Source organism: Dyadobacter psychrophilus, assembly GCF_900167945.1.
Classification (GTDB): Bacteria; Bacteroidota; Bacteroidia; order Cytophagales; family Spirosomataceae; genus Dyadobacter; species Dyadobacter psychrophilus.
On sequence record NZ_FUZA01000001.1, the window covers coordinates 1,052,397 to 1,078,473 of the forward strand.

General features: G+C 46.0%; 13 protein-coding genes. 3 read left to right on the plus strand and 10 right to left on the minus strand.

The window, feature by feature from the left end; translation table 11 throughout:
• Positions 1-35: 35 nt before the first annotated feature.
• The 9 genes from B5X68_RS04650 to queG form a co-directional block, all read right to left on the minus strand.
• The gene (locus B5X68_RS04650; RefSeq protein ID WP_229208280.1) at positions 36-1,355 is read right to left on the minus strand and encodes a vanadium-dependent haloperoxidase; all 1,320 of its coding nucleotides are present in this window, start codon (positions 1,353-1,355) and stop codon (positions 36-38) included.
• Positions 1,352-4,666, minus strand: a complete 3,315-nt coding sequence (locus B5X68_RS04655) for a VCBS repeat-containing protein (RefSeq protein WP_170916579.1) — start codon at positions 4,664-4,666, stop codon at positions 1,352-1,354. The genes B5X68_RS04650 and B5X68_RS04655 overlap by 4 nt, the downstream gene beginning before the upstream one ends.
• Positions 4,667-4,808: 142 nt before the next feature.
• On the minus strand, positions 4,809-6,413 hold the full coding sequence (locus B5X68_RS04660) for a SusD/RagB family nutrient-binding outer membrane lipoprotein (protein ID WP_170916580.1): 1,605 nt from the start codon (positions 6,411-6,413) through the stop codon (positions 4,809-4,811).
• 8 nt (positions 6,414-6,421) lie between these two features.
• Positions 6,422-9,529, minus strand: coding sequence for a SusC/RagA family TonB-linked outer membrane protein (locus B5X68_RS04665; protein WP_082213464.1), 3,108 nt, complete (start codon positions 9,527-9,529; stop codon positions 6,422-6,424).
• Positions 9,530-9,768: 239 nt separating this feature from the next.
• A complete protein-coding gene (locus B5X68_RS04670; RefSeq protein ID WP_082213465.1) occupies positions 9,769-13,080 on the minus strand; it encodes an FG-GAP-like repeat-containing protein in 3,312 nt (1,103 codons plus the stop codon).
• A 97-nt stretch (positions 13,081-13,177) separates the two neighbouring features.
• The gene (locus B5X68_RS04675; protein ID WP_082213466.1) at positions 13,178-14,725 is read right to left on the minus strand and encodes a SusD/RagB family nutrient-binding outer membrane lipoprotein; all 1,548 of its coding nucleotides are present in this window, start codon (positions 14,723-14,725) and stop codon (positions 13,178-13,180) included.
• A gap of 18 nt (positions 14,726-14,743) precedes the next feature.
• Complete coding sequence (locus tag B5X68_RS04680; RefSeq protein WP_082213467.1) at positions 14,744-17,836, minus strand: SusC/RagA family TonB-linked outer membrane protein; 3,093 nt, start codon at positions 17,834-17,836, stop codon at positions 14,744-14,746.
• 381 nt (positions 17,837-18,217) lie between these two features.
• The gene (locus tag B5X68_RS04685) at positions 18,218-18,631 is read right to left on the minus strand and encodes a DUF1761 domain-containing protein (RefSeq protein ID WP_170916581.1); all 414 of its coding nucleotides are present in this window, start codon (positions 18,629-18,631) and stop codon (positions 18,218-18,220) included.
• 107 nt (positions 18,632-18,738) lie between these two features.
• Positions 18,739-19,686 carry a tRNA epoxyqueuosine(34) reductase QueG gene (queG, locus tag B5X68_RS04690; RefSeq protein ID WP_082213469.1) on the minus strand — a complete coding sequence of 316 codons (948 nt, stop codon included), beginning with the start codon at positions 19,684-19,686 and terminating at the stop codon, positions 18,739-18,741.
• A 112-nt stretch (positions 19,687-19,798) separates the two neighbouring features.
• On the opposite strand from queG, the gene B5X68_RS04695 reads away from it, so the two are divergent.
• From B5X68_RS04695 to B5X68_RS04705, 3 genes are all read left to right on the plus strand, one after another.
• Positions 19,799-20,419, plus strand: a complete 621-nt coding sequence (locus tag B5X68_RS04695; protein WP_082213470.1) for a nucleotide exchange factor GrpE — start codon at positions 19,799-19,801, stop codon at positions 20,417-20,419.
• 15 nt (positions 20,420-20,434) lie between these two features.
• On the plus strand, positions 20,435-21,598 hold the full coding sequence (gene dnaJ, locus B5X68_RS04700; protein WP_082213471.1) for a molecular chaperone DnaJ: 1,164 nt from the start codon (positions 20,435-20,437) through the stop codon (positions 21,596-21,598).
• 120 nt (positions 21,599-21,718) lie between these two features.
• Positions 21,719-22,897 carry an endonuclease/exonuclease/phosphatase family protein gene (locus tag B5X68_RS04705; RefSeq protein WP_082213472.1) on the plus strand — a complete coding sequence of 393 codons (1,179 nt, stop codon included), beginning with the start codon at positions 21,719-21,721 and terminating at the stop codon, positions 22,895-22,897.
• 129 nt (positions 22,898-23,026) lie between these two features.
• On the opposite strand, the gene B5X68_RS04710 is transcribed toward B5X68_RS04705, so the two are convergent.
• Complete coding sequence (locus B5X68_RS04710) at positions 23,027-25,999, minus strand: glycosyltransferase family 117 protein (protein ID WP_082213473.1); 2,973 nt, start codon at positions 25,997-25,999, stop codon at positions 23,027-23,029.
• Positions 26,000-26,077 lie beyond the last annotated feature (78 nt).

Consider the following 26,077-nt stretch of genomic DNA (forward strand, 5'->3'; position numbering starts at 1 on the left):
CAGCAAAAATAGGCGGCGTATGATTCTGATATTTGTCAAATGGCCGGTTTTATACCGCTTACTTTTAGTTTCTCTACGATAAAATTACCAATCGCTTTGCCCTGGCTCTGACCATTTTCTATTGCATCGCGATAATGTATGCCACCGTATAACCTCGAAATAGCGGCTTCCTCGGCCGCCTGCCTGAATGATTTGAAGTCACGCGTAGGCAGATCAAAAATAACTTCTGTATCGTCTCGGAAGGCAAAGTTATCGCCCAAAAGATAGGTTAATGTTTCGGAAACAGCTGTGGAAATGACGCTGTGGCCGCTGGTATACTCGGGAAAAGGCGGTGTTTGCAGCAACGGCTGCCATTTTTGGTCAATGTAACGGGTGATGACTGTTTCCGGCCGGACGCGGCTGCTGCGGTATTTTTCGTCCCAGCAACTAATGAATGAATCCATCAACGTTGCGGCAGCTAAGGCGTGAATCATAATGCCCTTATCCAGATCAAGGCCTGCTTTTGCGGTGGCAATGCTGGTAATGTTCATCCAATGTCCACCCGGGCTTATTTTTTTAAAACCAATGGACATATGGCCGGATGTGTTGATCGCAAACGGATTGCAATCCCAGTAGGAAGCGATAAACCGCTCTTTTTCAGAGAGATTTTTGCCTACGGTATACACTTCCTTTGAAAGCTTGTAAAATTCGCTGGTGCTGTCCTTACTGAATTCAACCGGTGGTTTTGGCACAAACTGGTTACAGGAATCGATCATGATCGGGCGGATCGTTTTCCAGTGCGGCTCGATGCCTTCCATATATCCCGGAGGCGTTGGATACCAATATGCGTCGCCTTTTTTGGGGCGGTAACGTAGTCTGGTGCTTAGTTTCAGGTAACCGTCTGTATTGGCATGTGCCACAATTTTCTTTGCCACTTCCTCTGCAACAGCAATGGCATCGTCAATGGTTTTCTGCGAATGTCCTTCCCTGAGCAATGCAATGATGAGCTTTTTCTGGTCCTCTTCCAGCATATAACCCGAAGGAAGAATCAGCCTGCCCGTTTCCAGAATGCAGTAAAGTGCAGCAATCTGATAGTTGTAACCGGCCTGGGCTGTGATGGCAACGGGTTGAATGTTTGGAATAAACTTTGTGGGGGATACAATTTGCTTGTTGTGTTGCGCCACGATTTCGTAAGCGCCCATGAGGCAATGTGTGTAAAAACGGCTTGCCGCAGGCGGGTTAACCACGTCGTGGATCATCACCATGGTGACCGAAAAAACTGCGGGCTGCAAATGTGTACGCAGCTCTGCCTTTGTTTTTTGTCCCACCGCGACCTGACTCACCAGCAACACCAATATGAATAATATACGGATCACTTTGCTCTTTTATAAAATTGTAATGACTGATTAAATGCACCTATAACCAGACAAGGCTCTTTATTAATGTCGATTTGAATGCAGGATTTCACGTCACCTACAACAGACAGTCCGGAAAGTGGCTGGGCAATGTAAGTAAAACCACCTTTGCCGTCACCTGCCAGCACGCAGCCGTAATTGGCGTCCATACTCCCGATTTTGAGCCTGTTATCGGTTTTGTTTCCCAATAAAACCAAATCCGCTTTCCCATCGTGATTGTAGTCTCCGGATGCGATCATGGTTACCGGTGCAAACTGTGCCTGAACAGGTAAAGGTTGTTTTTCAAATATTCCGTTTCTATTCAAGAAGCATACGGAGCTCATTTCTATCACTTCCAGTTTGGTTGCATTGCTGAGGTCTTCCGGCGAAAACATGTTGGTGATAGAAGCATTCGCGTAATCCTTATAGTAAGGAAATTTCTTGCGCATGGGGTAGATCTGATCATTGAGCTCGTCGCGGCTTACAAACGGATAGGATTTTCCTTGCACGTAAAAACTAAAAAATGGGTCAATAGAGCCGTTTTTGTCAAAATCTGCATAATACAATTCGGCGGGCTCTTTTTCGGAAGCTTTGATCTGCGTGTTGAGGCCCATATTGCCGGCAACAATGTCAAGCTTTCCGTCCTGGTCGAGATCGCTGACAAACAAGGACGACCAGAAACCGGATTCTTCGCGTTTGAAAAACTTCAATGTGTTGTCTGTGAAATCATTATTACTGAAAGAAAAGACCTTAACAGGCATCATTTCCCCGCAAATGACCAGCTCAACATTTCCGTCCGCATCCAGATCCGCCCATTGCGCATCCGTCACCATGCCAATTTTGAAAAATGGTGAGTCCTTCACCTTATAGTTGCCTTTCCCGTCATTGATCAGCAAGTAGGAAACGGGTGTTTCGGGATAACGGCCCGGGATAATGCGGCCGCCAACGAACAAGTCCTGATCGCCGTCTTTATCAAAATCAAACGACCGGACGCAGGATTTACTGCTGGATTTGAGGTTAGGCAGAGATAAAACAGACAGGCTAAGCTTGCCTTTCCCATCATTCAAATACATTTCGTCCTGCAACGAAATCGTATTTGGCTCAAACATGGAATAACCGCCTTTGGCCACATACAAGTCATCAAAGCCATCGCCATTGGCATCAAAGAATATCGCGGAAGTTGCAGCGGAAATATTCTCATCACCCACCGCAAAATCAGGCATTTCCATAAATCTTCCATCTTTTTGTTGCAACCAGATCTTCGCCTGCTTGTTCTGGTCCCCGCTCACAAAAACGTCTTCCAAACCATCCTTATTCACATCACCTTTCGCCACGATCGGGCCGGTTTGGGAATACATGGTCAGCATTAATGGCTGACGTTTGAAATCATTTTCATTAAATCCTTCGTGCTGATAAGTGATGCTGCTGTTTTGTTTCTGAAAAATGGGCTCCGTGCTTTTCGCTGTTAGTGGCCTTGCATTCGCTTTTGCCGATTTTTCGAGAACCAATAATTGATTCGTCTTCACATTTTTCAATATTTCTTTTGCTCCATCCGGCCAGATCACTTTTACCGAATCAATGGAAGTAATTTTTTCCACTCCAAAATGCAACCTCAGGGGCGTGCAAGACAAGTAACCGCGATTGGGATTTACTTCCTGATATTGTTGTGTGTTATTTGAATAAACATAAACCTTTGCACCGACTGCATTTTTATTGCCCGTATTGTCTTCGAGCTTAATTTGAAACCAGGCATTGCCGGCTTGTTCCCGGCTCATGTTTTGATATACAAAGGCGGGATCATTAATGTTGTTCACCACCAGATCCAGATCGCCGTCGTTGTCGAGATCGGCGTAAATGGCACCACTTGAAATGGCAGGTTGCGCCATACCCCAGGGTTCCTGCATTTTGGTGAACGTGAGATCTTTGTTATTGCGGAAAATATAGCTCGCCAGTTTGGTAGAAGGCATTGCCCGGATCAGGTCCATCAATTGAAATGGCTCCTTATCCACTGCCCTCCTTACTTTATAATCGCCCCAGTATTTGAGAAAATCTTTGTTGGTATAGTCCCTTAAATAACCATTTGAAACGAAAAGGTCTTTAAAACCATCATTGTCGAAATCCGCAAACAGCGGGCTCCAACTCCAATCGGTGTTGGAAACACCGGAAAATTGTGCGATTTCACTGAATGTACCGTCCCCGTTGTTGAGCTGCAACATGTTGCGCATATACTGCTTATGCAGCTTCTGGTTCATCATGAGCTCAAATGCTTCATAATTTTCCTGCAACTGCAACAATTTCTGCCGCTGGTTGTCTTCGGGAAGCATGTCCAGAGACATCACATCGGGCAAGCCATCATTGTTGAAATCTGCAATGTCAATCCCCATTGAGAATTGTGCCAAATGCCTGAAATACTGCTGGGTAACATCACTGAATGTGCCGTCCTGGTTATTGATATATAAATAATCCGACTCGTTATAATCGTTGGTCACGTAAATGTCCTGCCAGCCGTCCTGGTTCACGTCCGCTATGGCCATACCCAAGCCGAACGTGAGCGGATACTGGTGGATTCCAGCCTTTTGCGTAACTTCTTTAAATTGATTTTTCTGATTTTCAAATAGCTTGTTGCCTGCGAGCATGTCCGTTTCCTGCTTGAACTTGGCGAGCTCCATATTGTCAATTTTCTTAACGCTATGGTTCAGCAGCATCATATCCAGGTCGCCGTCGTTGTCGTAGTCAAAAAATGCTGCTTGTGTGCTGTAACTGATATTATCCAGGCCGTATGCTGCGGCTTCTTCCAGGAATTTGAGATTTCCCTGGTTGATGAAAAGCTGGTTTTTGCGTTTTTCATCGTCCACTTTGCCGGAATAGCAAATGTAGATATCCAGCAGGCCGTCGCCATTCACATCGGCCATTGTTACGCCTGTTTTCCAGCCGCCTTTCCGGCCTTCCAAACCTTTGCCTGCTGAGTTTGTAATGTCTTTAAATTTCAGACCCTGCCCATGAGTTGTGCCCAGATTGAGATAGAGCTTGTTCGGCCCCATGTTTGAGGTAAAGAAAAGATCTTCGAAACCATCGTTGTTAATGTCGCCTACAGCAACGCCGCCGCCGTTGTAAAAATATTCGTAAGACATTACATTCTGGCCTTCGTCCTCAGTGATGGTGTTGATGAAATTAATTCCTGTTTGCTTGGCAGGAAGAAGTTGAAACAATGGCTGCTGTGCTCTGACTGAGGCAAAATGGACAGTCAGAAATAATACAAAAACCAGATAAAGATGGGGCTGTTTTGTATGCATTAAGCTATTGTGCCAATGTTAGAGAGGAAGATTTCTGTAAAATAAAAAACTTCAACGAAAGGTTGAAGTTAAAACTTAGTGCAATCAATTTGTTTTAAAGCGGTAAGAAAATTTACATTTCTTACCGCTTTAATTTTATTTTTTATTTATCCCACCAAATACGTGAAACCCAGTTGTCTCCGCTGGCAAGCCTGCCTACTGCATCGCTGTAGTTGGCACTGTTTTGCGTTGCTTCCGTTGTTGGATATGGCTGTCTTCTTGGAATAGCTCCCCCTGAGAAGTTACCCACATAATTTACCGGGGTCAACACCGGGAAACCTGAGCGCTTCCAGTTGTGCCATGCTTCTGAGAAGTTGAACAATGTTCCTGTTGTAGCCCAGATCTGCTCATTGATTTGTTTCAATGCATTGGCTGCAACCAGTGGATTGGCTGTTGCATAGGCATCCGCAGTGGCCGCAGGGATTTCCAATGTTGCGCCATAGCGGCTAAGCGATTGGATCCCGGCAGAAACACCGTTTTTATAATGCGCTGCTGCTGTTCCGCCTACTGCATAACCTCTCGTTACTGCCTCGGCAAGAAGCAATTCCGTTTCAGCATAAGTAAGTACAAAAAGCGGTGCGCTTCTTCCACGGAATGCTGCTACCGGACGTGAGTATCTGCCGATCGGTGTAACATTTGCGCCAGCGCCTGTTCCGCCCGGATAGCCAGCCGTTTTGCTGATATCCGTAGCTCCGCCATTCATGTCGTAGCCATTTGGAAGACCAAGTTGTGCCGCCGGAGCTGTGTTGCCAGCCGTTGTAAATTCCTGGTTAGCCGTTAAACCTGCCGCAGGAACTTCTGCAATTTTGCCCAAACGCGGATCATTGTTAGCTCTCAGATAATCGATCAAAGTTTTGCTCCATCTTACCTGATAAATGTCAGCTGGTGTAGACAAAGCCGCACCGTTTCCATTGGTATAACCATTTGCATCGTCCATCACTACGTAAGCATCGTCTGCAACGCTCGCGAATGTGCCGCCTGCTGCTGCTTTTTCTGCATAAGTTTTTGCAGTAGCTGGATCCGCTTTTGTTAAGCGCATTGCCAGTTTCAGCATCAGCGAGTAACCATACTTTTTCCATTTGGTAATGTCGCCTTTGTAACCTGCGAAAGCATCGTTCGTAGGAAGAGCCGCGTCTGCGCTCAATGCAGCAGTAGCCGTTTCAAGCCTCGTTAGCAAGGATTTATAAACAGACTCCTGCGTGTCGTAAACCGGAAGCGTAATGCCCGATTTTGCTTGCAAAGCTTGTGTATAAGGTACATCCCCGTAAGTATCCGAAATGTTGGAAATGCATTGCACCTGCATGATGATCGCCACGTTCATCAGGTTCGCCAATGCGGGTTTGTCCTTTGTCAGCTGCTCCATTTCATATGCAAGGCTGGCTGCACGGAAATCCGTATTCCAGGTGCTTGCCAGGTAGGAGTTTGTGTTGCTGGAAATCACATATTTGTCTCCGTTGGAATAGTAATTAGCCGCGCCGGAAGTGGTTGAGGCCAAAATCTGCATCCACATGCTTTGGAACAAAATACCACCATTATAACCTGCTGTGGCCGCTACGTGGTTTTGTTGAACCGATGGCAGCAACAGGTTAGGGTCGAAGCTTTCGCCGGATGCTTTGGTAGGGTCGGTGTTGAGTGCGTCAAAATCGTCTGTACAAGACAATGGAAGCAATCCCGCCAGTATAATTATTGTTAACAGTCTCTTTTTCATATTGCTTATCATTTAAACTTGAAGTTTACATTCACACCATAATTGCGTGATGCTGGCAAACTGGTCCCTTCAATACCGGCGTATCTCAGGTTAGCCCCAAAAGTTGCTTCCGGGTCAATGTTGGTTGTTTTCTTCATCAGGTAAAACAAATTACGTCCTACCAGTGAAATGTTCACGGCACGGATCAAAGGCCATTTCTCTACCATTTTTGCGGGAAGATTGTAACCCAATGTGATCTGGCGCAACTTGATAAAGTCGCCGTCAACAACGCTCAAACCTGTCACATTGTTAGACAATGCAGTATAGTAATTCTGAGCAGTTGCAGTTACCGTGTTGGCAGCGCCCGATTCCGACACGCCTGTTGTAATGCCGCCTTCTCTACCTTCCAATGTTGCCTTGTGCAAACCGCGTCTGTAAGCGTAGTTTTCGGTTGCGGAAAGGATTTTGTTTCCAAAGTTGTAGTCAACCAGGAACGACAAATTCAGGTCACCAAATCTCAATTCATTGTTCAAACCACCGTAAAGTGTTGGCAACACGCTGCCAAAGCTTGTCAGCGAATCGTTTCGAACCGGTAGTCCGGAAGCATCAACAACAATTTGGCCGTTACCTGAGTATTTGTAGTCATAAGCCCGGATTTGTGGGCCAGCCTCTCCTACTACGAATGCCGTTACTGCATTACCCAATGTTGCACGGTTAGATCCCAAAGTGATCTGGTTGTTGTCTGCATCTGTGCTCAGGATTTTGTTTTTAACCGAGGTTAAGTTGAAGGAAACATTCCAGTCAAACTTCGTAGTTCTTACCGGAGAACCCGTCAACATTACTTCCAGACCGCGGTTTTGAACAGAACCCGATCCGATCACACCTCTCACGTAACCCGTTGCGCTGCTGTAATTGGCAGGCATGATTTCGTTTTTGGTTTTTTGATCATAATAAGCAAGATCCAATCCAAGACGGTTGCCAAAGAATTTCAATTCAAGACCAAATTCAACTTCGCTCTTTGTGAATGGTTTAAGGAACAAGTTTGGAAGCTCATCGCTGAAATTACCCGTTGCCACTCCATTGAATGCATTGCCAACACCATAGTAAATGGCTGTTCCATAAGCCGTTGCAGGCTCGCCGCTCGTACGTGCATAAGATGCGCGCACTTTACCAAAGCTCAGCTCAGGAATGCTTGCAATGTCTGTAAAGATGAATGATCCCGTAACCGAAGGCGTGAAGATGCTTCTTGCTGCGCTTGGTAAAGTCGAGTAAGTGTCGTAACGTCCCGTTGTGCTCAGGTTTAAAATGCCTTTGTAACCCAGGTCAACGTTATAGTAAGCAGACTGAACTTCTGTGTTGCTCACTTCATAGTTACGGTTGAAATTCACGACGTTGTTCCAGCTGTACAAATACGGAAGCACGAATGGGCTGCCGCCAACCTGTACTTTTTCATAATTGTTTTTCCGAAGGTTCGCACCCACGATCGCGTCAATGCTGAAATCGTCAGCGCCGAATGTTTTGGTAAAACCAACAAGACCATCTACGTTAAGCTCTGTCCGCTGTGCATTCGACAATTCATCCAAAGCACCTTTTCCCGCATTTGAAAAACCTGTTCCCCATGGAGTTACTTTGAAAATGCGGTCATTTGCATTGTCATAACCCATTCTGGCCTGCGCGTAGATCCAGTCTGCAAACTGATATTTTACAGCCACTGCCGAGATCAAACGCTTGCGGGTTACATCATTAACAAACTGATTTGTAACGAAATAAGGGTTGGTAACATATTCGTCATCGCTGAAAACGATCTCCTTACCGGTTTCTGTATTGTAACCCGGAGCCAGGATGCGCTGATCAATGTTTGTAGCCAGGAACATTCCGTTGTTGGCGTTCATAGGACCATCGCTCAAAATAGGCTTCGCCTTGATTTTTTCGTCGATGTAGTTAGCCATTATGTTGATGCTCAGCTTCTTGGTAATGTTCTGATCTGCTGTAAGGTTAACTGTTTTTCTGTCCAGACCGCTGTTTTCAATGATCGACTTGTTGTCCAGGTTCGCCAATGATAAACGGAATGAACCGTTATCACCACCTTTTGTAACCGAAACGCTGTTTGTGAAGTTAGAACCTGTGCGATAGAAATTCTTTACATTGTCCTTCTGCGCGGAGTATGCGTAGTTTTTACCGTCAAACTGGATTACTTGTGAGCCATCCAGTTTTGCTCCCCAGCTCATACGCGCAGTTTGTTGTGCCAATGTAGCCGTTGTTGGCTTCGCACCGCCGATTCCCTGACCGTATTCGTACTGGAAATCAGTCATATCGCGAGGTTGATCCAGTGAATAGTTCAAGTTATAATCAACTGAAAAGTCACCTTTTTTACCTGCTTTTGTTTTAACCAAAATAACCCCGTTGGATGCACGCGCACCAAACAACGCGGATGCAGCCTGACCTTTCAAAACGGTCATCGACTCGATATCGTCCGGGTTAAGGTTACCAATTCCGTCTCCGCCATCAGCTCCACCCCATTCTCCCGCACTTCCGCGCTGTGTGTTATCCATCGGAACGCCGTTGATGACGATCAATGGCGAGCCGCCAGAGTTCATACTAGGCATACCGCGCATTAAGATCTTGGCTGTTCCGCCAGGACCGCTGCTTGTTCCTTTTACGTTCAAACCGGCTACGCGTCCTGCTAGTGAGTTGGCTACGTTGGTTTCGCGCGCTCTTGTCATCACTTCGCCGCCGATGGTTGTTACCGCATAACCCAGTTTTCTGGATTCCTTGGAAATACCCAGTGCCGTAACTACCACTTCTTCAAGGTTTGCTACGTCCGGAACCATTTTCACATCAACGACCGATTTATTGCCGATACTTATTTCCTGTTTTAGAAAACCTATCGAGCTGATAACCAGCACGTCGCTGTCTTGAACTCCTGAGATTGAGAAATTCCCCTCCGCATCTGAATTAGTTCCTCGTGTAGAACCCTTCACAGTCACCGCTGCACCAGGAAGCCCCTGGTCTTTCTCATCTGACACTTTACCTGTTACCGTTCTCCCCTGTGCGAAGGCCGATAATGAAGCAAACAGCAGAAAAACGACAAGTGGGATCAACCCCCTTGAACAGCTTTTTAATAGCTTTTCTTTCATAGTTAGGATAAATTAGTACATTAAAATTACGTTAAAACTGGTATCCGCCGAAGATTACACTTTCGTGTCTCCTGACCGGCAAATATCCTAAGTTCTCTGCTAATTAAATAATTTTAAGAAAGCATTAACAGATATTTATTTTTTTAATGTTATCCTAATGTTAGAAACATTCATTTTAATAACTAATTTGTTATAGTGCAGGTGCCCGGAAATTTTGCATTATCGGCGTTTCGAGAAGACTATTTGGAAGGAGCCGGGTTGGTAAGCCTGTAAGTGACAAGCTTTGCGTTGTTCATTGCCGCTAGTAGTTGCGTTTCGTGACCAATGGTAACAATGGCCAGATCCCGGACTTCACCGGTTGTGAAAAATCCACTTTTGGCCTGGGGAACATATTCAAATCCAAAGTTGCCTCTATTAAGAAAAACCTGGATGAGATTTGCATCGCTTTTCCCGACCCGGACGCGTGTTTGTTTAAGATTTCCGCCCAGAACAATGTCCGATTTGCCATTGGCATCCATATCAAAAAGAGAAATGGCGTAAACCGGCGCGAACTGCGCTTCAACGGGCAACGGATGAAAAATGAATTTCCCATTCCGATTTTCGAGAATGCCGCTTTTGAAGATTTTGGCGCTTAATTTTTGCGCATTCTTTAATTTCTCACCCGGAAGGATTTCTGAGAGTTTTGCTTTGGAGTAAGAAACGTAATCTGTGTATTTCTTTTTAAGGGATGGAATTTGGTCCAATAACTCGTCGCGACTTGCATAGGGCATTTCAACACCGTTTTCGGTGACACCGATGACGGGCACGATCCTTTGTAAATTGTCGTAATCCGCAGCATAAAGAGCCAGACTATCAGGAGAAGTCAGGTTCCACTGCCAGTTTACACCCATGTTTCCGACTACAAAATCCAGATCGCCATCGCCATCCAGGTCAGCGGATTTGATCGTATTCCAGCATCCATTTAATGCAGCGGTCCCGTATGTTGCACTTGCGTCAGACAATTTGCCCCGGTTATTGCCGAAAACCCGAATGGGGTTCCAATCCGCAGTGAGGATCAGCTCCGGGTAACCGTCTTTGTTCAGATCCTCAAATACAGCGTCTGTTACCATGCCGATTTTTGCAAGCTTAGGTGCCAGTTGAACGGTCTGGTCTGTGAAATTTCCTTTTCCGTCATTGGTAAATAAAAGACCGCCTGCACTCTCCGGGAACCGTCCCGGCGTTACGCGAACGCCCAGGAAGACGTCCAGGTCACCATCCTTATCCAAATCAGAAACGGCTATCGTTCCTGCATTACCGGCTAGTTTAGGAAACGACGTTCTTCTATATCGACCGTTGGCATTGATATATAAACGAGGAATGAGCAGCGGATCTTCGGGATTAAGCTCATATCCGGCACTGACAATCAACAAATCCTGGTCTCCGTCGCCGTCCGCATCCAGAAAAGCTGCGTCCGCATCTTCATATGCCGCATCTCCTTCAAACTCGGGTTGTACAGATCTGACCCATTTTCCGTTTTGGCTGATAAATAAACTGCCCGCCTGTCCGCGTGCGCCAGCAATGTAAAAATCGTCCGTGCCATCGCCATTAATATCCTTCTGCGCCATTTTCGGGCCCTGATAACTGAGCATATTGGGCAGTAATGTCTGGATTCGGAAATCATTTCTGGCATCCTCGAGATGTGTAAAGTCAGGGCCTGTTACGGGTTTCCAATAAGTGAACGGTTTAGCCAATTGCCTTCCTTGCAGCTTTTTAGCATCGCTGTATTTCACAACCAATGACTTGTTGACGACAGGATTTTTCACAACTTGCTCACTCCCATCTGCCCAGGTGACGACTAGCGAGTCTATTTTACTATCAGTCCCCAAGCCAAAATGCACATGGTCCCATTGCGCTGACTGAAAACCGCGCACCGGCATAAAATTCTGCGTTTGAGTAAGTGAATCGGAGAAAAGCGTAAGTTTCGTTCCGGCCGTAAACGCATATTTGGGCGATTCGAGCTTTACTTTCAGATAGTTACTTTTAATTTTCGTTTCTGCATTGTTTCTATACACAAACGCCTTCTGGTTCACATTGTTCGTAACAATGTCCAGGTCGCCATCATTATCCAGATCTGCGTAAATAGCTCCATTGGATTGATTGGTTTTTTCAAATCCCCATTCCTTAATTTTCTTTGCAAATGTCAGTCCTTTCTGATTTTGGAAAATATAATCCGGTTCGTCAATCGGCGGCATCTGGGCAATGATTTCCATTTGCGTCGGCATCTTTCCGCTTTGGCTGGCCTTCACCTGCGCATCAGTGGAATATTTGAGAAACTCCATGTTGGTATAATCCCTTGCGTAACCATTGGAAACGAAGATGTCTTTCCAGCCATCATTATCAAAATCTCCCATAAGCGCCGCCCAGCTCCAGTCCGTATTTGAAACGCCCGCCAACTGCCCGATCTCACTGAAAACCGGCACGCCGTTGGCATTGACACCATTGTTTAATTGCAGCATATTGCGGGATGTCTGGTCATGAAAACCGGCGCGGACGAGTTGCTGATACTTATCGTAATTATCGTCGCCCGAAGTAAGTTTGATACGTTCATTCGAAGCGGGGAGCATATCCAGCGTCATAATGTCCATCAGGCCATCGTTGTTAATATCGGCCGCATCCGTTCCCATGGAATAGAGCGAAACATGTCCCGTGGCTTCACGGATCACTTCTTTAAACTTGCCGTCCTTTTGGTTGAGATAGAGGTAATCATTTTCGTTATAATCGTTGGCAATGTAAATATCCTGCCATCCATCGTTATTGAAATCACTGATATTCACGCCAAGTCCAAAGCTCAGCACATTGGAAACGATGCCCGATGAATCGGTAACATTACTAAACCTGCCTCCATCGTTCCGCAGGAGCTTGTTCCCATAAGCTTCATTACGCTGCTCCCTGTAACTGCCTATCAGGTTGCTGAAACCTGCATATTTCTGAACGGAATGATTGAGCAAAAAACAATCCGTGTCGCCGTCGCGGTCGTAATCAAAAAATACGGCTTGTGTAGTATAGGATTGGTCATCAAGGCCATATTGGGCCGATTTTTCGGTAAATGTGGGAATGCCGTCTGCGGTTTTGCCATTATTCACATACAATAATTTGCTTCTCAGGCGCGGGTTTTCCGCACCGGCGCGGGAAACGAAAATATCAATCCAGCCATCATCATTAATATCTACGAGCGAAACGCCTGTTTTCCAACCTTCATTAAGTCCTGTGCCCGATTTTTCCGAAATGTCTTCAAATTCAAGATCTCCTTTGTTGAGATACAACTTATTGGCTACCATATTTCCGGTGAAATAGAGGTCAACCAGTCCGTCATTATTAAAGTCCGCCGCTGCTACGCCTCCCCCATTATAAAAATAGCCGTAAGCCAATACATTGTTTTCGGCATCCTCATCAATAAAATTGTTGAATTCTATACCGGTTTCATTGGATTTAAGCAGCGAAAAAAGTGTGTCTTTATTTTGACAAGACGCAAAGAAAATAGTAATGAGGAGGATTATACGGCTATTTTTCATTGTAACCAGTATTGAATGTTTTGTCAAACATAAAACGATAGCAAAAAGGCAGGCACAGTGCCCGCCTTTTGCTACAATATGAAAATTTTATATGAAATCAAGGCTTGTCCCACCAAAGTCTTGTGCTGGATTTATCCGGTCCGCCAAGTAATCCTACTGCGGCATCCACAGCAACTTTGTTTGACTGATACTCACCAGTTACAAAAGGCGTACGGCGCACTACTGCGTCTGCCGGAGAATCTGGGTTATCCGAATTTACCCGCGCGTAAAGCTTAGGGAAGCCTGTTCTGCGATATTCAGCCCATGCTTCGTGGCCGTTTGGATAGTTGGCCAGCCATTTTTGGGTAATAATTTGTTCCAATTGCTTGGACGCGTCCGCGGAGAACTTTACAGGAACATTGGTCAGCGCAGGTGTTTTCACCATGTCATTCAATGCGATCGGTGTTGTTGTACCATTGATATAGGCTGTGATGGCAGCTGCATCGGCAATTCCCCATTGCTTCATGGCCGTCTCAATACCTTTTTCGTACATATCTTTGGCAGTTCCACCCATATTCCATCCTTTCAATGCACCCTCAGCTTTCAGGAAATAAGCCTCGGAGGCATACATGATAGCAAATGGATTGGTTTGCTGTACAGCAGGAAGAAATGCGTCCGCTACGTTGGAAGTTTTGTTTGCATTGTTTTCGTCCGCACCCAGCTGGCCCTGCGTGTAACCGTTCCGCAAACCCTTGAATGTGTTTGTGGTTCCGGGAACCGGCGCATAGAATTTACTGATACGGGGATCGGCATAACCTTTTAAAACGCTTTCCATCGCTGCACTCATCCGGAATTCGTTCCATGCCGTTGCCTGGTTCATCGGGTTGAACGAGTTGGCCGTTACTTTCAGGAATGCGTCGTCTGCATTGCTTGCTAATGTTCCACCGGCAACTGCTGCTTCTGCTTCTGTTTTGGCCAATGCTGGCTCAACCTTTGACATCCGCATGGCAATGCGCAGGCGCAATGTGTTTGCGAAGAGGATCCACTTGTCAACACTTCCAGCATATATCTGGTCGTTGTTAGCATATACATTGGTCCCTTTAAATGCTCCCAATGCTGCTGTCGATTCTGCCAGTGTTTTTACAAAGTCCTTGTAAATGGCTTCCTGCGTATCGTATTTCACACTGCTCAAACCATTTCCTACTTCTGAATACGGGATCGGGCCCCAATAATCCGTGCGGGGCAGATACATGTACACTTTCCAGATATTAGCAATGGCATACTGAGCAGGGTTTTCGTTTGGACCGCCTGGTTTTGTTGCGTCCAGCACCCCAAGCAATGGCGGAATGGCCGTTCCGTAAAACCCACTCCATGCACCATTAAGCCAGTTTCCTACCATCACATTCCGGTCGGAAGAGAAGTTTTGGGCGATATTTGCGAAATATTGGCCCTGCAAATCAGCAAAAAGGCTTTGATATGTCTGCCAGCTGGCCTGGATTGAGCGATATTGAGCGGCTGCAAAAGCATTACCGATCGCCGAACCATCCAGTTCCGTAAGCTTCGTCTTGTTTGTGTTGATCTCATCGTAATTGTCCGTACAGGAGTATGTACCTGTGGCAATGGCAGCAACGAGAGCGAATGATAGTAACTTATGACTTCTTTTCATTTGTCTCAGGATTTACAATTAAAATGACAAGTTAAGACTCACACCAACTGTGCGTGTAGGAGGCATTGAGAATGACTCAAGACCAACAGTTGTGTTAGCCGAGCCGGCAACCAGCTCAGGATCGAAACCTTTTGCCTTATTCATCAGGAAGAACAGGTTACGACCAACCAGCGACAGCGATACTGCCTGGAAAGGCGACCTTCCGATCACACTTTGCGGCAAGCTGTAACCCAGCGTCAATTCCCTTAATCTGATGTTGGAAGCACTGTAAGTAAATGCTTCCCCGATCGGCGTGTTACGTCCACCTACAAATTTCCAGTAAGCTTCGGCAGTTGTTGAAACCGTGTTTGGACTTCCGTCTGCCTGAACGCCTTCTACCACCATGCCGTCACGGCCTGCAAGCGTTTCTTCCGTAACACCATCGGCGTAGATCACTGCATTGGTAAACGAAGTCACTACGCCCCCGATTCTTCCGCTGATCAGGAAGCTCAGGTTGAAGCCTTTGTAAGAAAATCTGTTAGTAATACCACCTGTCCAGTCAGGGCGGGAAGTTCCAAGCGGAACAGTTGTTCCTGAGGTTACAGTGGGGATTCCATTAGGCCCTACAATGATGCGTCCCTGATCGTCACGATTGAAGCCGCGGCTGTAAATTTGTCCCAGCGCTTTGCCTTCCTCTGCTCTCATGAAGTTCATGAAATCGCTTGTTAAAGGAAGGATTTTCAATTCGTCGGACAGCTTGATTACCTTATTTACGTTTCTTGCGTAGTTCAGGTCAATATTCCAGCTGAAATTGTCCAGTTTCACCGGAACCAGATTCATCGTAAGCTCTATCCCTTTGTTCTGCACATTTCCAGCATTGATATACTGGGTCGTCCAGCCCGATGCGGGTGGCAATGCAAGTTCGAACAATTGGTTCTTGGAATTACTATTGTATAAGGTCAGATCGAATCCAATCCTGTTTTTAAGCAATTTAAGTTCCAAACCAATTTCCTGGGCCGTTGTGATCTCTGGTTTCAAATCTGGAAATGGCTTGATGTTGTCCCGTATAATGTAGCCGTTTGCACCACCCGCTACATAAGAATATGTCTGGGCCAGCAGATAAGGACGGGCGTCGTTTCCTGTAAGTGCATAACTTCCCCTGATTTTTGCAAAGGAAATAACTTCAGGCAATTGGAAAAGACTAGTTAGCACTGCAGCAGCGCCCACAGAAGGAAAGAAGTAGGATTGATTTTCCTTTGGGAGTGTTGAGGACCAGTCATTTCTTGCAGATGCTGATAGGGTCAAAGCGTCTTTCCAAATCAGGTCAGCGGAGGCAAACACACCTTGTTTACGTGTCTGCGTGATCGTTCTGTTTGTAACCGAGTTCCTTGAATTGGTAGTTACGAACAAATTCTCGCGGTTCAACCCATTGTTCAGCGTCTCATGATTTACATAATCTCTCTGAAGAATGTTACCACCGATGGTTGCCTCTAATTTAAAGTCTTCCCCAAACTGCTTGCTAACCAATCCGAACAAATCGAGGTTTAGCTCTGCATTGTCTCTGAATCGAGTTTGATAATCTCCAAAATCGGCGATTGTATAGGTGTTGGTATACCATTTACCTTCGAATTTATCGATATACTTGTCATAACCGGCGCGGCCCATTAATGTAAACCAGGAGGTTGCCTTGTAGCTAAGGGATGTAAAGCCGTAAATCCGATCTCTGTTATCGACTGCCAGCACACGATTCTTGATCCAGTAAGGGTTTTGACCACCATTAGATCCAGGGTTCCAGTAATTTTGCTTCAACTGACCAGTTGATGGATCGATGTATTCGAAATCCTTTGCCTGATCCAAAGAAATGCTTCTAGGCAAACGCAGAATGTGCCGCTGTAAGTTGGCAAATGCTTCACCGGTTGTTTGTCTGTTATCAATTTTTTCGCTCAAATAAGTAATCTTGCCATCAAATGACAATTTGCTGTTGATTTGACTCGAAAGGCGAAGATTAAAATTGTGACGGCTCAGCTTGTTATTGGAAACGATGCCTCTCGCGTTGGTATTGGTATAAGAAAAGTAAGTCTGCACCTTATCCGTACCAGCAGTTAAAGCAACCGAGTTGGCAAATGAAGTTCCGGTAGAATAAAAATCCTTATAGGAATTTGGGTTAGGCGAATATGCATACGTTTTTCCCTTATTTTCAGGATCGGGTCCCCAGGCAGCCACTTGCTGTCCATCCATTTTTGGGCCCCAACTAAATTCGCTGTTCGGGAAAAATTTACCTTCAACACCTTGTCCGTAAACGTTCTGAAAGTTTTGAAGCTCCATTGCGTTCTCAGCTTGATAAGTGCTGCTGATATTTACACCAATGCCTTTTCTTACCGCTCCTTTTTTTGTTGTGATCAAAAGGGCGCCATTGGCAGCTCGGCTTCCGTATAGTGCTGTTGCGGACGCTCCTCTCAATACGTTGATGGATTCAATGTCGTCCGGGTTAATGCTGGAAAGACCATCGCTGGCGTCGCGGCCACCGTTTGCGTTGCCCGGGCTGAAATTGGAGTTATCAATAGGAACGCCATCCACAACGATCAAAGCCTGGTTGTTTCCCGTGATAGAACGGTCACCACGCAAAACCACGCGACTGGAACCACCCACACCGGAAGACGAACGCACGATGTCCAAACCGGCAACGCGTCCGGAAAGCGAGTTGGCAACATTGAGCTCACGTGCTTTCGAAAAGTTGTCCGTATTGATCATTTGGGTCGCATAACTCAGTGTTTTTTGCTCCTTTGAGATCCCCAGGGCTGTTACAACCACTTCGCCAAGGTTGCGCACATCGGGTTCCAGGCCTACATTAATGTTGGAAACCGAAGATGTAACATCCACTTCTTTAGATGTATAGCCAACGGACGAGATGATAAGCGTCCCTGTCGACCCCATTGTGATTGTGAAACTCCCCTCAGCATCTGTGTTGGTTCCTCGGGTTGTGCCCTTGATGAGGATGTTTGCGCCGGGTATTCCTGCTCCGTTCTCATCGTTGACCTTACCGGTAAGCTGCCGGTCCTGGGCCATTGATACGGAATTAAAAAGTGCTGTCACCAGTAGCGTGAGCAGCAGGCATTGTAGACCTCTTTTCATAGGTTGAGCTTTGGGTTTATTGAATTTTCATGAAATTTATAATTAATAAAGAACACAAGCAATTTATTTGGCAAATTTTAATTGCACTAAACTAATATTCCGTCAATTTGGATATGCCAAGTGTTAAAAGTGATGATATTGGCTTAGAAAGAAATATTATTTGTCTAACCTACATTTATTAAAATCGTCGTGATTTTTTTGCGTGCTCGAAACACAACGTTACAGAGGCGGTTTCTGAAAATTTATGAAACGCAGAAACCGGAAGGGAAAAAATGTTGGAAAATAAAAAGAGCAGGAAGCTCGGGCAAGCGTCACCGGTCGTAACAATTCGCACAGAACTAGTATTATTGCAAGATGTATTATGCGCTTAACACGAGGTAACTAGTCATACTTACGCCACGCTCCCAGAATAGCTCCCGTTATTGCGTACACGAGCACACTCACACCGCCATCAATGAAAGAGAGCAGCAGCGGACGCAGGGAAAACATATCTTTTACAATGATTTCAAAAAGCACGAAAACCACTCCGAAAAGCGAACCCGTTAGCAAACCTGAAAGTAGCGACCTGACGGGGATTTTGGTAAACACCCACGCCAAAGTATATGCCATAAGAGAAGAGGAAACAATGCTGGCAAGATAGGGAACCGGACTGGTTTCTGCTTTGATCTGTTCCATTGTAAAGCCGTTCAAAGCCATCCAGCGTTCCGAAAAAATGGTATACCACAAGGCTGGTATGATTTGACCTAACACCACACATACAAGCACGGCCCAAAGATTGACAGATTGTTTTCTCATTTCGCGAGTGTTTTGTTCAGTCATCGGCGGGAATTCCCGGGGCGGGACGTCCGAGGACAGGGCTCCCGATTTCAAATATAAGATGTTTCAGAATTAGTTGTGTTTTTTTATTTGGAGGATCGAACAAATTCGATATTGCGCTTTAAACCGTCAAATTTGGTCCTTTTGATGGGTGAACGGCGGAAAAGTTCGCGGAAAACTTCTTCTGTTATTTCCTGCCAATCGTTATTTGTGAAGCCTGCCAGACTTTCAGGCAATGTGAATTCTTTGGTTGTATGAGGCTTGGAAAAACGGTTCCAGGGACACACATCCTGGCAGATGTCGCAGCCGAAAATCCAGTTATCGAACTTACCCTGAGCTTCTTGCGGAATCGCTTCCTTCAATTCAATGGTATAATAACTGATGCATTTGCTGCCATCCACCACAAATGGTTCTGTTATGGCATCTGTCGGACAAGCATCGAGACAGCGTGTGCAGGTGCCGCAATAATCCTGCACAGCGCCGTCATAAGCAAGGTCCAGGTCGCAAATGATTTCTCCAATGAAAAAAAAGCTCCCCATGTCGCGGTTGAGCAGGTTGGAATGCTTCCCTACCCAGCCCAGGCCACTTTTTGCTGCCCAAACCTTGTCCATAACAGGCGCGGAGTCCACGAATATCCGACCACTCACCTCGCCTATCTCTTCCTGAATGGCTTGTAAAAGCGCGCCCAGTTTTTCTTTCAAAACGTAATGATAGTCAGTTCCGTAAGCGTATTTGGATAATTTAAGATCATCTGGTCCTTCCGGCAGCTTTTCTTCGGGATAATAGTTAAGGAGTACAGAAATGACACTTTTGGCGCCGTCCACGAGTTTTCGCGGATCAAGCCTTTTGTCGAAATGGTTGGCCATGTAGCCCATTGCCCCGTGGTGGTTCTTGTTCAACCAGTTTTCGAGGCGGGGCGCTTCTGCCTCGAGAAAATCTGCTTTGGAAATGCCGCAGAAGTCAAAGCCATTTTCCAATGCCCTGGCTTTGATAAACTGACTCCGCTGCTGCCTTACAAGATCTTCTGTCGTCATGATACAAAGTTACGAATTGATTGTAAAATGCCATCTTGTCAGTATTTTAGGCGTGGCAAAATAATTTAGGTTAGAAAAGGTTGATCAAAACGTCACAATATCATTAAGAATTATGCCTGAAAACAACGAATCCAACATAGATCAAGACAAAAATTACGAAATGAACGAGGAACAAGCGCCAGTGGAAGCTGACAAGTTAGACAACGACGAAACGATCGGAACAAATACAGTGCCTTTGGACAATGCAGGCCAGGAGATCCATAATGAGGCGCCGGTTGAAAAAGATCCTATTGAAGAAGCTCGGATCGAAGTTGCAGAGTTAAAGGATAAATATATTCGTCTTTACGCTGATTTTGAGAACTTCCGCAGACGCACTGCGAAGGAGAAACTGGAAATGATTTCCGGTGCAAGTGCCGATATGGTGAAAGCAATTCTGCCAATCGTGGACGACTTCGAGCGCGCAAAAGTTTCATTTGAATCAACAACCGAAATCGACGCTTTGAAAGAGGGCGTGGATTTGATATACACTAAACTTTTTAAAACACTGGAAACCAAAGGGTTAAAACCAATGGTTTCAAAGGGTGAAACATTTGATGCAGAGCTTCACGAATCGATTGCGCAGTTCCCTGCTCCCTCGGAAGATCTCAAAGGAAAAGTGATCGATGAGATCGAAAAAGGGTATTTTCTTAACGACAAAGTGATACGTTACGCGAAAGTGATCGTAGGAGCTTAATTTCAGCAACAAAAAATGGCAAAGAAAAGAGATTACTACGAAGTTCTTGGCGTAGACCGCGGCGCTGCCGCAGATGACATTAAGAAGGCTTACCGCAAGCTGGCAATTAAGTTTCACCCGGATAAAAACCCAGACGATCCTACTGCAGAAGACAAATTCAAAGAAGCTGCGGAAGCATACAGCATTCTTAGCGATGAAAACAAACGTGCACGTTATGACCAGTTTGGTCATGCAGGTGTAGGAGGCGCGGGTGCCGGTGCGGGCGGTTTCAGCGGCGGCGGATTCTCGATGGACGACATCTTCTCTCAATTCGGCGATATTTTCGGGGATAGCAGCCCATTTGGTGACATTTTTGGCCGCGGTGGCGGCGGAGGTGGACGCCGGGTTCGCAAAGGTTCGGATCTGCGGATCAAGCTTAAGTTGAACCTCGAAGAAGTTGCCAACGGCGTTGAGAAAAAAATAAAAGTTAAAAGACACGTTACCTGCAACACTTGCGGCGGCAATGGCGCGAAAAACGGAACGTCATTAACAAACTGTAATTCATGTAACGGAACAGGCCAGGTTCGGAAAGTGGTCAGCACGATGCTTGGCCAGATGGTTTCAACAAGCACTTGCCCTACTTGTAACGGCGATGGCAAGATCATCAGCGAACGCTGCGATTCTTGCGCCGGAGAAGGACGTTTGTTACAGGATGATTTGATCACATTGAACATTCCGGGCGGTGTGGCAGAAGGAATGCAGTTGTCTATGTCTGGAAAAGGAAATGTCCCAACGCGCGGGGGCGTGGCGGGTGACTTACTGATTGTGATCGAGGAGGAAGAAGATGCACATTTGAAGAGAGACGGCAACAATGTCGTTTTCGACATGCACCTGAGCTTCATTGATGCTACATTAGGAACTTCGGTGGAAATACCGACCATTGATGGGAAAGCCAGGATCAATATTGAACAAGGCACGCAGGCTGGCAAAATTCTACGCCTGAAAGGCAAAGGAATTAAAGATCTGAATGGTTACGGAAAAGGTGATCAGCTGGTGCACATTAATGTTTGGACGCCGCAGCAGCTTTCTTCTGATGAGCGCGAAACATTGGAATCGCTTCGTCACTCACCCAACTTCCAGCCGAAGCCGGGCAAGAACGAAAAGGGTTTCTTTGATAAAATGAAGGATTTCTTCCACTGAGATCCTTTAATAAATCATTAAATAATGATCAGGCCGTTTCAGCAATGAGGCGGCTTGTTTATTTTGAACCTTAATCTATTAAATTACAAGCCCAACACGGTTCAACACAACTGATTACCAATGAGAACGATATTATTATCCACTGCCCTGTTACTCTCCCGAATGCTGTTTGCCCAAACAAATAATCCTTCCGAACTTACTTTCGCGACCTACAATGTCAGCATGGAAGCTGAAAACTACGTTCCAAAAGGCACCAAAGACATTTCCGAACAAGTGCTCATCAAAGAGCTCGCCAGCGGCTCGAATCCACAGATTAAGAACATCGCACGAATCATTAGAACGGTGCGGCCGGACGTTATTTTACTAAATGAATTTGACTATATCGCCGATCCGAAACAAGGTGTCTTGCAATTTGTTAAGGCTTATTTAAATGTTGATTCGGATGACCAAAAGGCTATTGATTACCCTTATTACTACTATTCCACTTCCAACACCGGGCAACCAAGCCCGTACGATCTGGACAACAATGGCAAAGCGGACCAGTTTGGAGCGGATGCCTGGGGTTTCGGCCTTTATCCTGGTCAGTATGGAATGGTGTTATTATCAAAATATCCGATAGACACCCAGCAGGTCCGTACGTTCCAGCATTTCAAATGGAAGGATATGCCGAGTGCTTTGCAGACGAAAAAACCTGATAACAGCGACTGGTATGTGCCCGAAGCCTGGCAGCAATTTCCGCTTTCTTCCAAATCACACTGGGACATTCCGATCAAATTTGGAGCAAAAACAATCCATTTCCTTGCGAGTCACCCAACTCCGCCCAGCTTCGACGGTGCTGAGGACCGGAATGGCAAACGCAACCACGACGAAATACGTTTCTGGAAAGATTACATCAGCGGCGAGGAAGGCGCTTACATTTACGACGATAAAGGAAAACGCGGTGCATTGGCATCTAATGCAAGCTTCGTTATACTTGGAGATCAAAATGCATCGCCCGACGAGGGAAACGCCATCGGCGCAGGAATAAAATCGCTGCTAGCCCACGCAAAAGTTAACAATGACGCAGCACCAGCCAGCAAAGGCGGCCCGGAACATTCCAGCAGCAACCCATTTGCCAAAAACCACACGGCCGTATGGCGCATGCGCGCAGACTACGTGTTGCCGTCAAGAGCGGGGTTAAAGGTTATGGACAGCGGCGTTTTCTGGCCCGCGAAAGGCGAGCCGCTGGCTGAATTGGTTGAGAAAAGAGAGTCTAGCTCAGATCACCGGCTGGTTTGGGTGAAGGTAAGATTGGATTGATGTTGGCGTCCTGCTCGCCGGTAGCGTCGTGGTAGCCCTTCGACTACGCTCAGGGTGACAAAGCATTCTCCTCTGTCACCCGAGCGTAGTCGAAGGGGCGTTACCTCGTCCGACGACGCCCCTTTCGCTCTACTGTCCGCCGTACATGTTAAACGCTGCCAGATGCTTCTGGAAAATGGCCTCGTACTTCTTTGCTATGGCTTCTTGTTTGGCTTCGCGGCATTCCTGGACGATGATTTGCATGATGTAGAGATATACATTGCTGTCGCGGCGTTTTGTGGTGCCGTTGTCTTTGGCCCAGGTTAACACTTCGTCTGCGCGGGTTGCCATTGTTTCTGCGATTTCCAATGCCTTTTTAGTCTCTCCCAGATCAAATAATGGCCCGATAAAGTTTGCTGAGAACTGATCGTATGGAATGCTCTTGTCCGGCATTGTTGCCAATGATTTTTCAATTGCTTTTTTGGCTTCATCCTTCTTCCCGTCTGCAATGAGCTGGCCCGTTAAACGAAGGAATGCGATGCGTGCCGTGGCAACCGGTGAACCCAGATATGTGTTATCATAATAGGTGTTCGGATTGTCAAGCTCGCGCCAGAACATCTTGTTCATCAGGTTGTTATACATTACATCTGTGTTCACATAACCATCGCTTGCACCTGGCACTTTCACCGGAAGCAGGCGGTAAGCGTATCCTTCCAGCTGCATGTACTCTTTCAGGTTCAGATAGCTCGATCCGCCTAATGTGGATGAGAAGTAAATCGGTCTGGCCCAGTCATTTGTAGCAATGATATCCAGCATGATCAGGTCTGATTTGTACAAATCACCTTTACCAATCGTCCAGCTAATGGAATCACTTACAAACGGGATCAGATCGCTTTTGATAATGTTCATTTTCTTCACCGCCTCAGCGTTCACCGGAAGGAAAAGAACCGAAGATGGCAAGATAGAAGTCATATCACCACTCGTTAGCGGCACTTGAATGGCTTTGTTTTCTTGTTTTACCAATCCAAGATATTCTTTCAGGTTGATTCCTGCTTTTACGCTAGGAATTTCGTAGAAAGGAACAATGTCGTTCTTACCAAAAGCGTAATTGTTTTTATCCAAAGAAATCGGAAGTGCTTCGGACAAATAAGTTTTGCGTTTCATCTGGTCGATATACCAGTCGGTTCCTAGCAAGCTGAGGTTACAAACGCGGACGTCAGTACGGAAACCTTCCACTTCCTGAACATACCATAAAGGGAATGTATCATTATCACCGCCGGTGAACAGAATTGCATTCGGCGCGCAGGAATTCAAAAGGTTTTTGGCAAAATCAACAGAGTGAAATCTATTGTCGCGGTTGTGGTTATCCCAGCCTTTTACGCCCATAATAACAGGCACAACCAAACAAACCGCAGTGGCTGCTCCTGCTCTTGTGGTAGCACTTTTCATGAATCTGCTCAGTGCATCAGCCACAGAAATAACCCCAAACCCAATCCAGATACAGAAAATATAGAATGATCCTACGTAAATGTAATCCCGCTCACGAGGTTCTGTCGGCGGCGAGTTCAGGTAAACTACGAGTGCTACGCCGGTTAGAATAAATAATAGTCCCAGGACGAGCAGATCGCGTTTTTGTCTGAAATAAACAACCACCACTCCCAGTAATCCCAAAATAAATGGCAGCATGAAATAGTTGTCATGCGCTTTGTTATTGGCAATTGGCGCAGGATATTTCTTACCGGCATCCCAAGGAAGCATGTTTCCAGCCCCTTCCTCGTCACTCTCACGCCCTACAAAGTTCCAGAGGAAATAGCGCCAATACATGTGTCCGATCTGATAGGAGAACATGAATGACAGGTTGTTCCCCATGGTTGGTTTCTGGCCTTCCGCTAAACCGGTCATTTGCTGGTAAAGCTGCGGGTGACCCGACTGCGTGCTATACATACGGGGCAACAGCATGCTGCTTCCCGGTTCGTACTCATACTCAGGACGATAGTCGTAAATTGCGTATTTCCCATCCTGCTTGCGATACATAGGCGCACCGCGTTTCTGACTTACCGGACGAGAAACAAATGATGGTCCGTAAAGCAAAGGACGACTGCCATATTGCTCTCTTTTCAGATAAGAAACGAAGCTTAGAACATCATTCGGATTGTTTTCGTTGATCGGCGGATTGTATTCGGCACGAACAAGCACCATGAGATAACTTGCATAACCGATCAAAACAAAAGCCAGGGAAAGAAGGCCTGTATTCAGCAGCACATTGGCTTTTTTGTGAGAATAACGGATTCCCCAGATGATGGCGCCAATGAATATGATGATGAAAAATATTACACCGGATTTATAAGGAAGTCCGAGTGAGTTAACGAAGAAAATCTCGAATTTGCCCGCAACACTTGGCAAGCCCGGAATGATGCCGGAGTTGATAATAGCCAGGATAACAAGCCCGCCAACAAATGCCAAAATGCCTCCAAAAACGCTGACTTTGGGATATTTTTTGAAATAATAAACCAATGCCAATGCCGGAATTGTTACCAAATTCAGCAAATGGACGCCTATTGAAAGTCCAACCAGATAAGCGATGAAGATCAGCCAGCGGTTTTCAGCAGCAGGATCGTCGACGCGCTCCCATTTGAAAACGGCCCAGATCACGATTGCCGTGAAGAATGACGACATTCCGTAAACCTCTGCTTCGACAGCCGAAAACCAGAATGAATCGGACCACGTGTAAGCAAGAGAACCAACAATTCCAGCGCCCATTAATAGTATAATGTCACCTGATGTAAGGTCCGCATCCGCTTTTGCGATAAGCTTACGTGCAAGCAACGTAATGGTCCAGAACAAAAAGAGGATTGTAAAAGCACTGCTCAGCACGGAAACCATGTTGATCCAATATGCTACATTGCTGAGGTCGCCGAATGCCAAAAGCGAGAAGATACGCCCTATTAACAGGAAAAAAGGTGCTCCCGGAGGGTGTGGCACCTGTAATTTGAAAGCACAAGCAATGAATTCTCCGCAATCCCAAAAACTGGCAGTTCGTTCGACTGTAAGCGTATATGTGATTAATGCAATTGCGAAAACAATCCAACCCGTAAGGTTGTTGGAACGGTTGAAACGGGTCATTTGATAGACGGTAAATTTAAAATGTTATATGCACAATGCGCAAAGATGGTGACTCTCAATGAGCAGTTTTATCAATGG

Excerpts from the sequence above, each read along its gene's own strand:
- B5X68_RS04655 (WP_170916579.1), bottom strand. The coding sequence starts at position 4,666 with ATGCATACAAAACAGCCCCATCTTTATCTGGTTTTTGTATTATTTCTG.
- B5X68_RS04660 (WP_170916580.1), bottom strand. The coding sequence starts at position 6,413 with ATGAAAAAGAGACTGTTAACAATAATTATACTGGCGGGATTGCTTCCA.
- B5X68_RS04665 (WP_082213464.1), bottom strand. The coding sequence starts at position 9,529 with ATGAAAGAAAAGCTATTAAAAAGCTGTTCAAGGGGGTTGATCCCACTT.
- B5X68_RS04670 (WP_082213465.1), bottom strand. The coding sequence starts at position 13,080 with ATGAAAAATAGCCGTATAATCCTCCTCATTACTATTTTCTTTGCGTCT.
- B5X68_RS04675 (WP_082213466.1), bottom strand. The coding sequence starts at position 14,725 with ATGAAAAGAAGTCATAAGTTACTATCATTCGCTCTCGTTGCTGCCATT.
- B5X68_RS04680 (WP_082213467.1), bottom strand. The coding sequence starts at position 17,836 with ATGAAAAGAGGTCTACAATGCCTGCTGCTCACGCTACTGGTGACAGCA.
- B5X68_RS04685 (WP_170916581.1), bottom strand. The coding sequence starts at position 18,631 with ATGAGAAAACAATCTGTCAATCTTTGGGCCGTGCTTGTATGTGTGGTG.
- queG (WP_082213469.1), bottom strand. The coding sequence starts at position 19,686 with ATGACGACAGAAGATCTTGTAAGGCAGCAGCGGAGTCAGTTTATCAAA.
- B5X68_RS04695 (WP_082213470.1), top strand. The coding sequence starts at position 19,799 with ATGCCTGAAAACAACGAATCCAACATAGATCAAGACAAAAATTACGAA.
- dnaJ (WP_082213471.1), top strand. The coding sequence starts at position 20,435 with ATGGCAAAGAAAAGAGATTACTACGAAGTTCTTGGCGTAGACCGCGGC.
- B5X68_RS04705 (WP_082213472.1), top strand. The coding sequence starts at position 21,719 with ATGAGAACGATATTATTATCCACTGCCCTGTTACTCTCCCGAATGCTG.
- B5X68_RS04710 (WP_082213473.1), bottom strand. The coding sequence starts at position 25,999 with ATGACCCGTTTCAACCGTTCCAACAACCTTACGGGTTGGATTGTTTTC.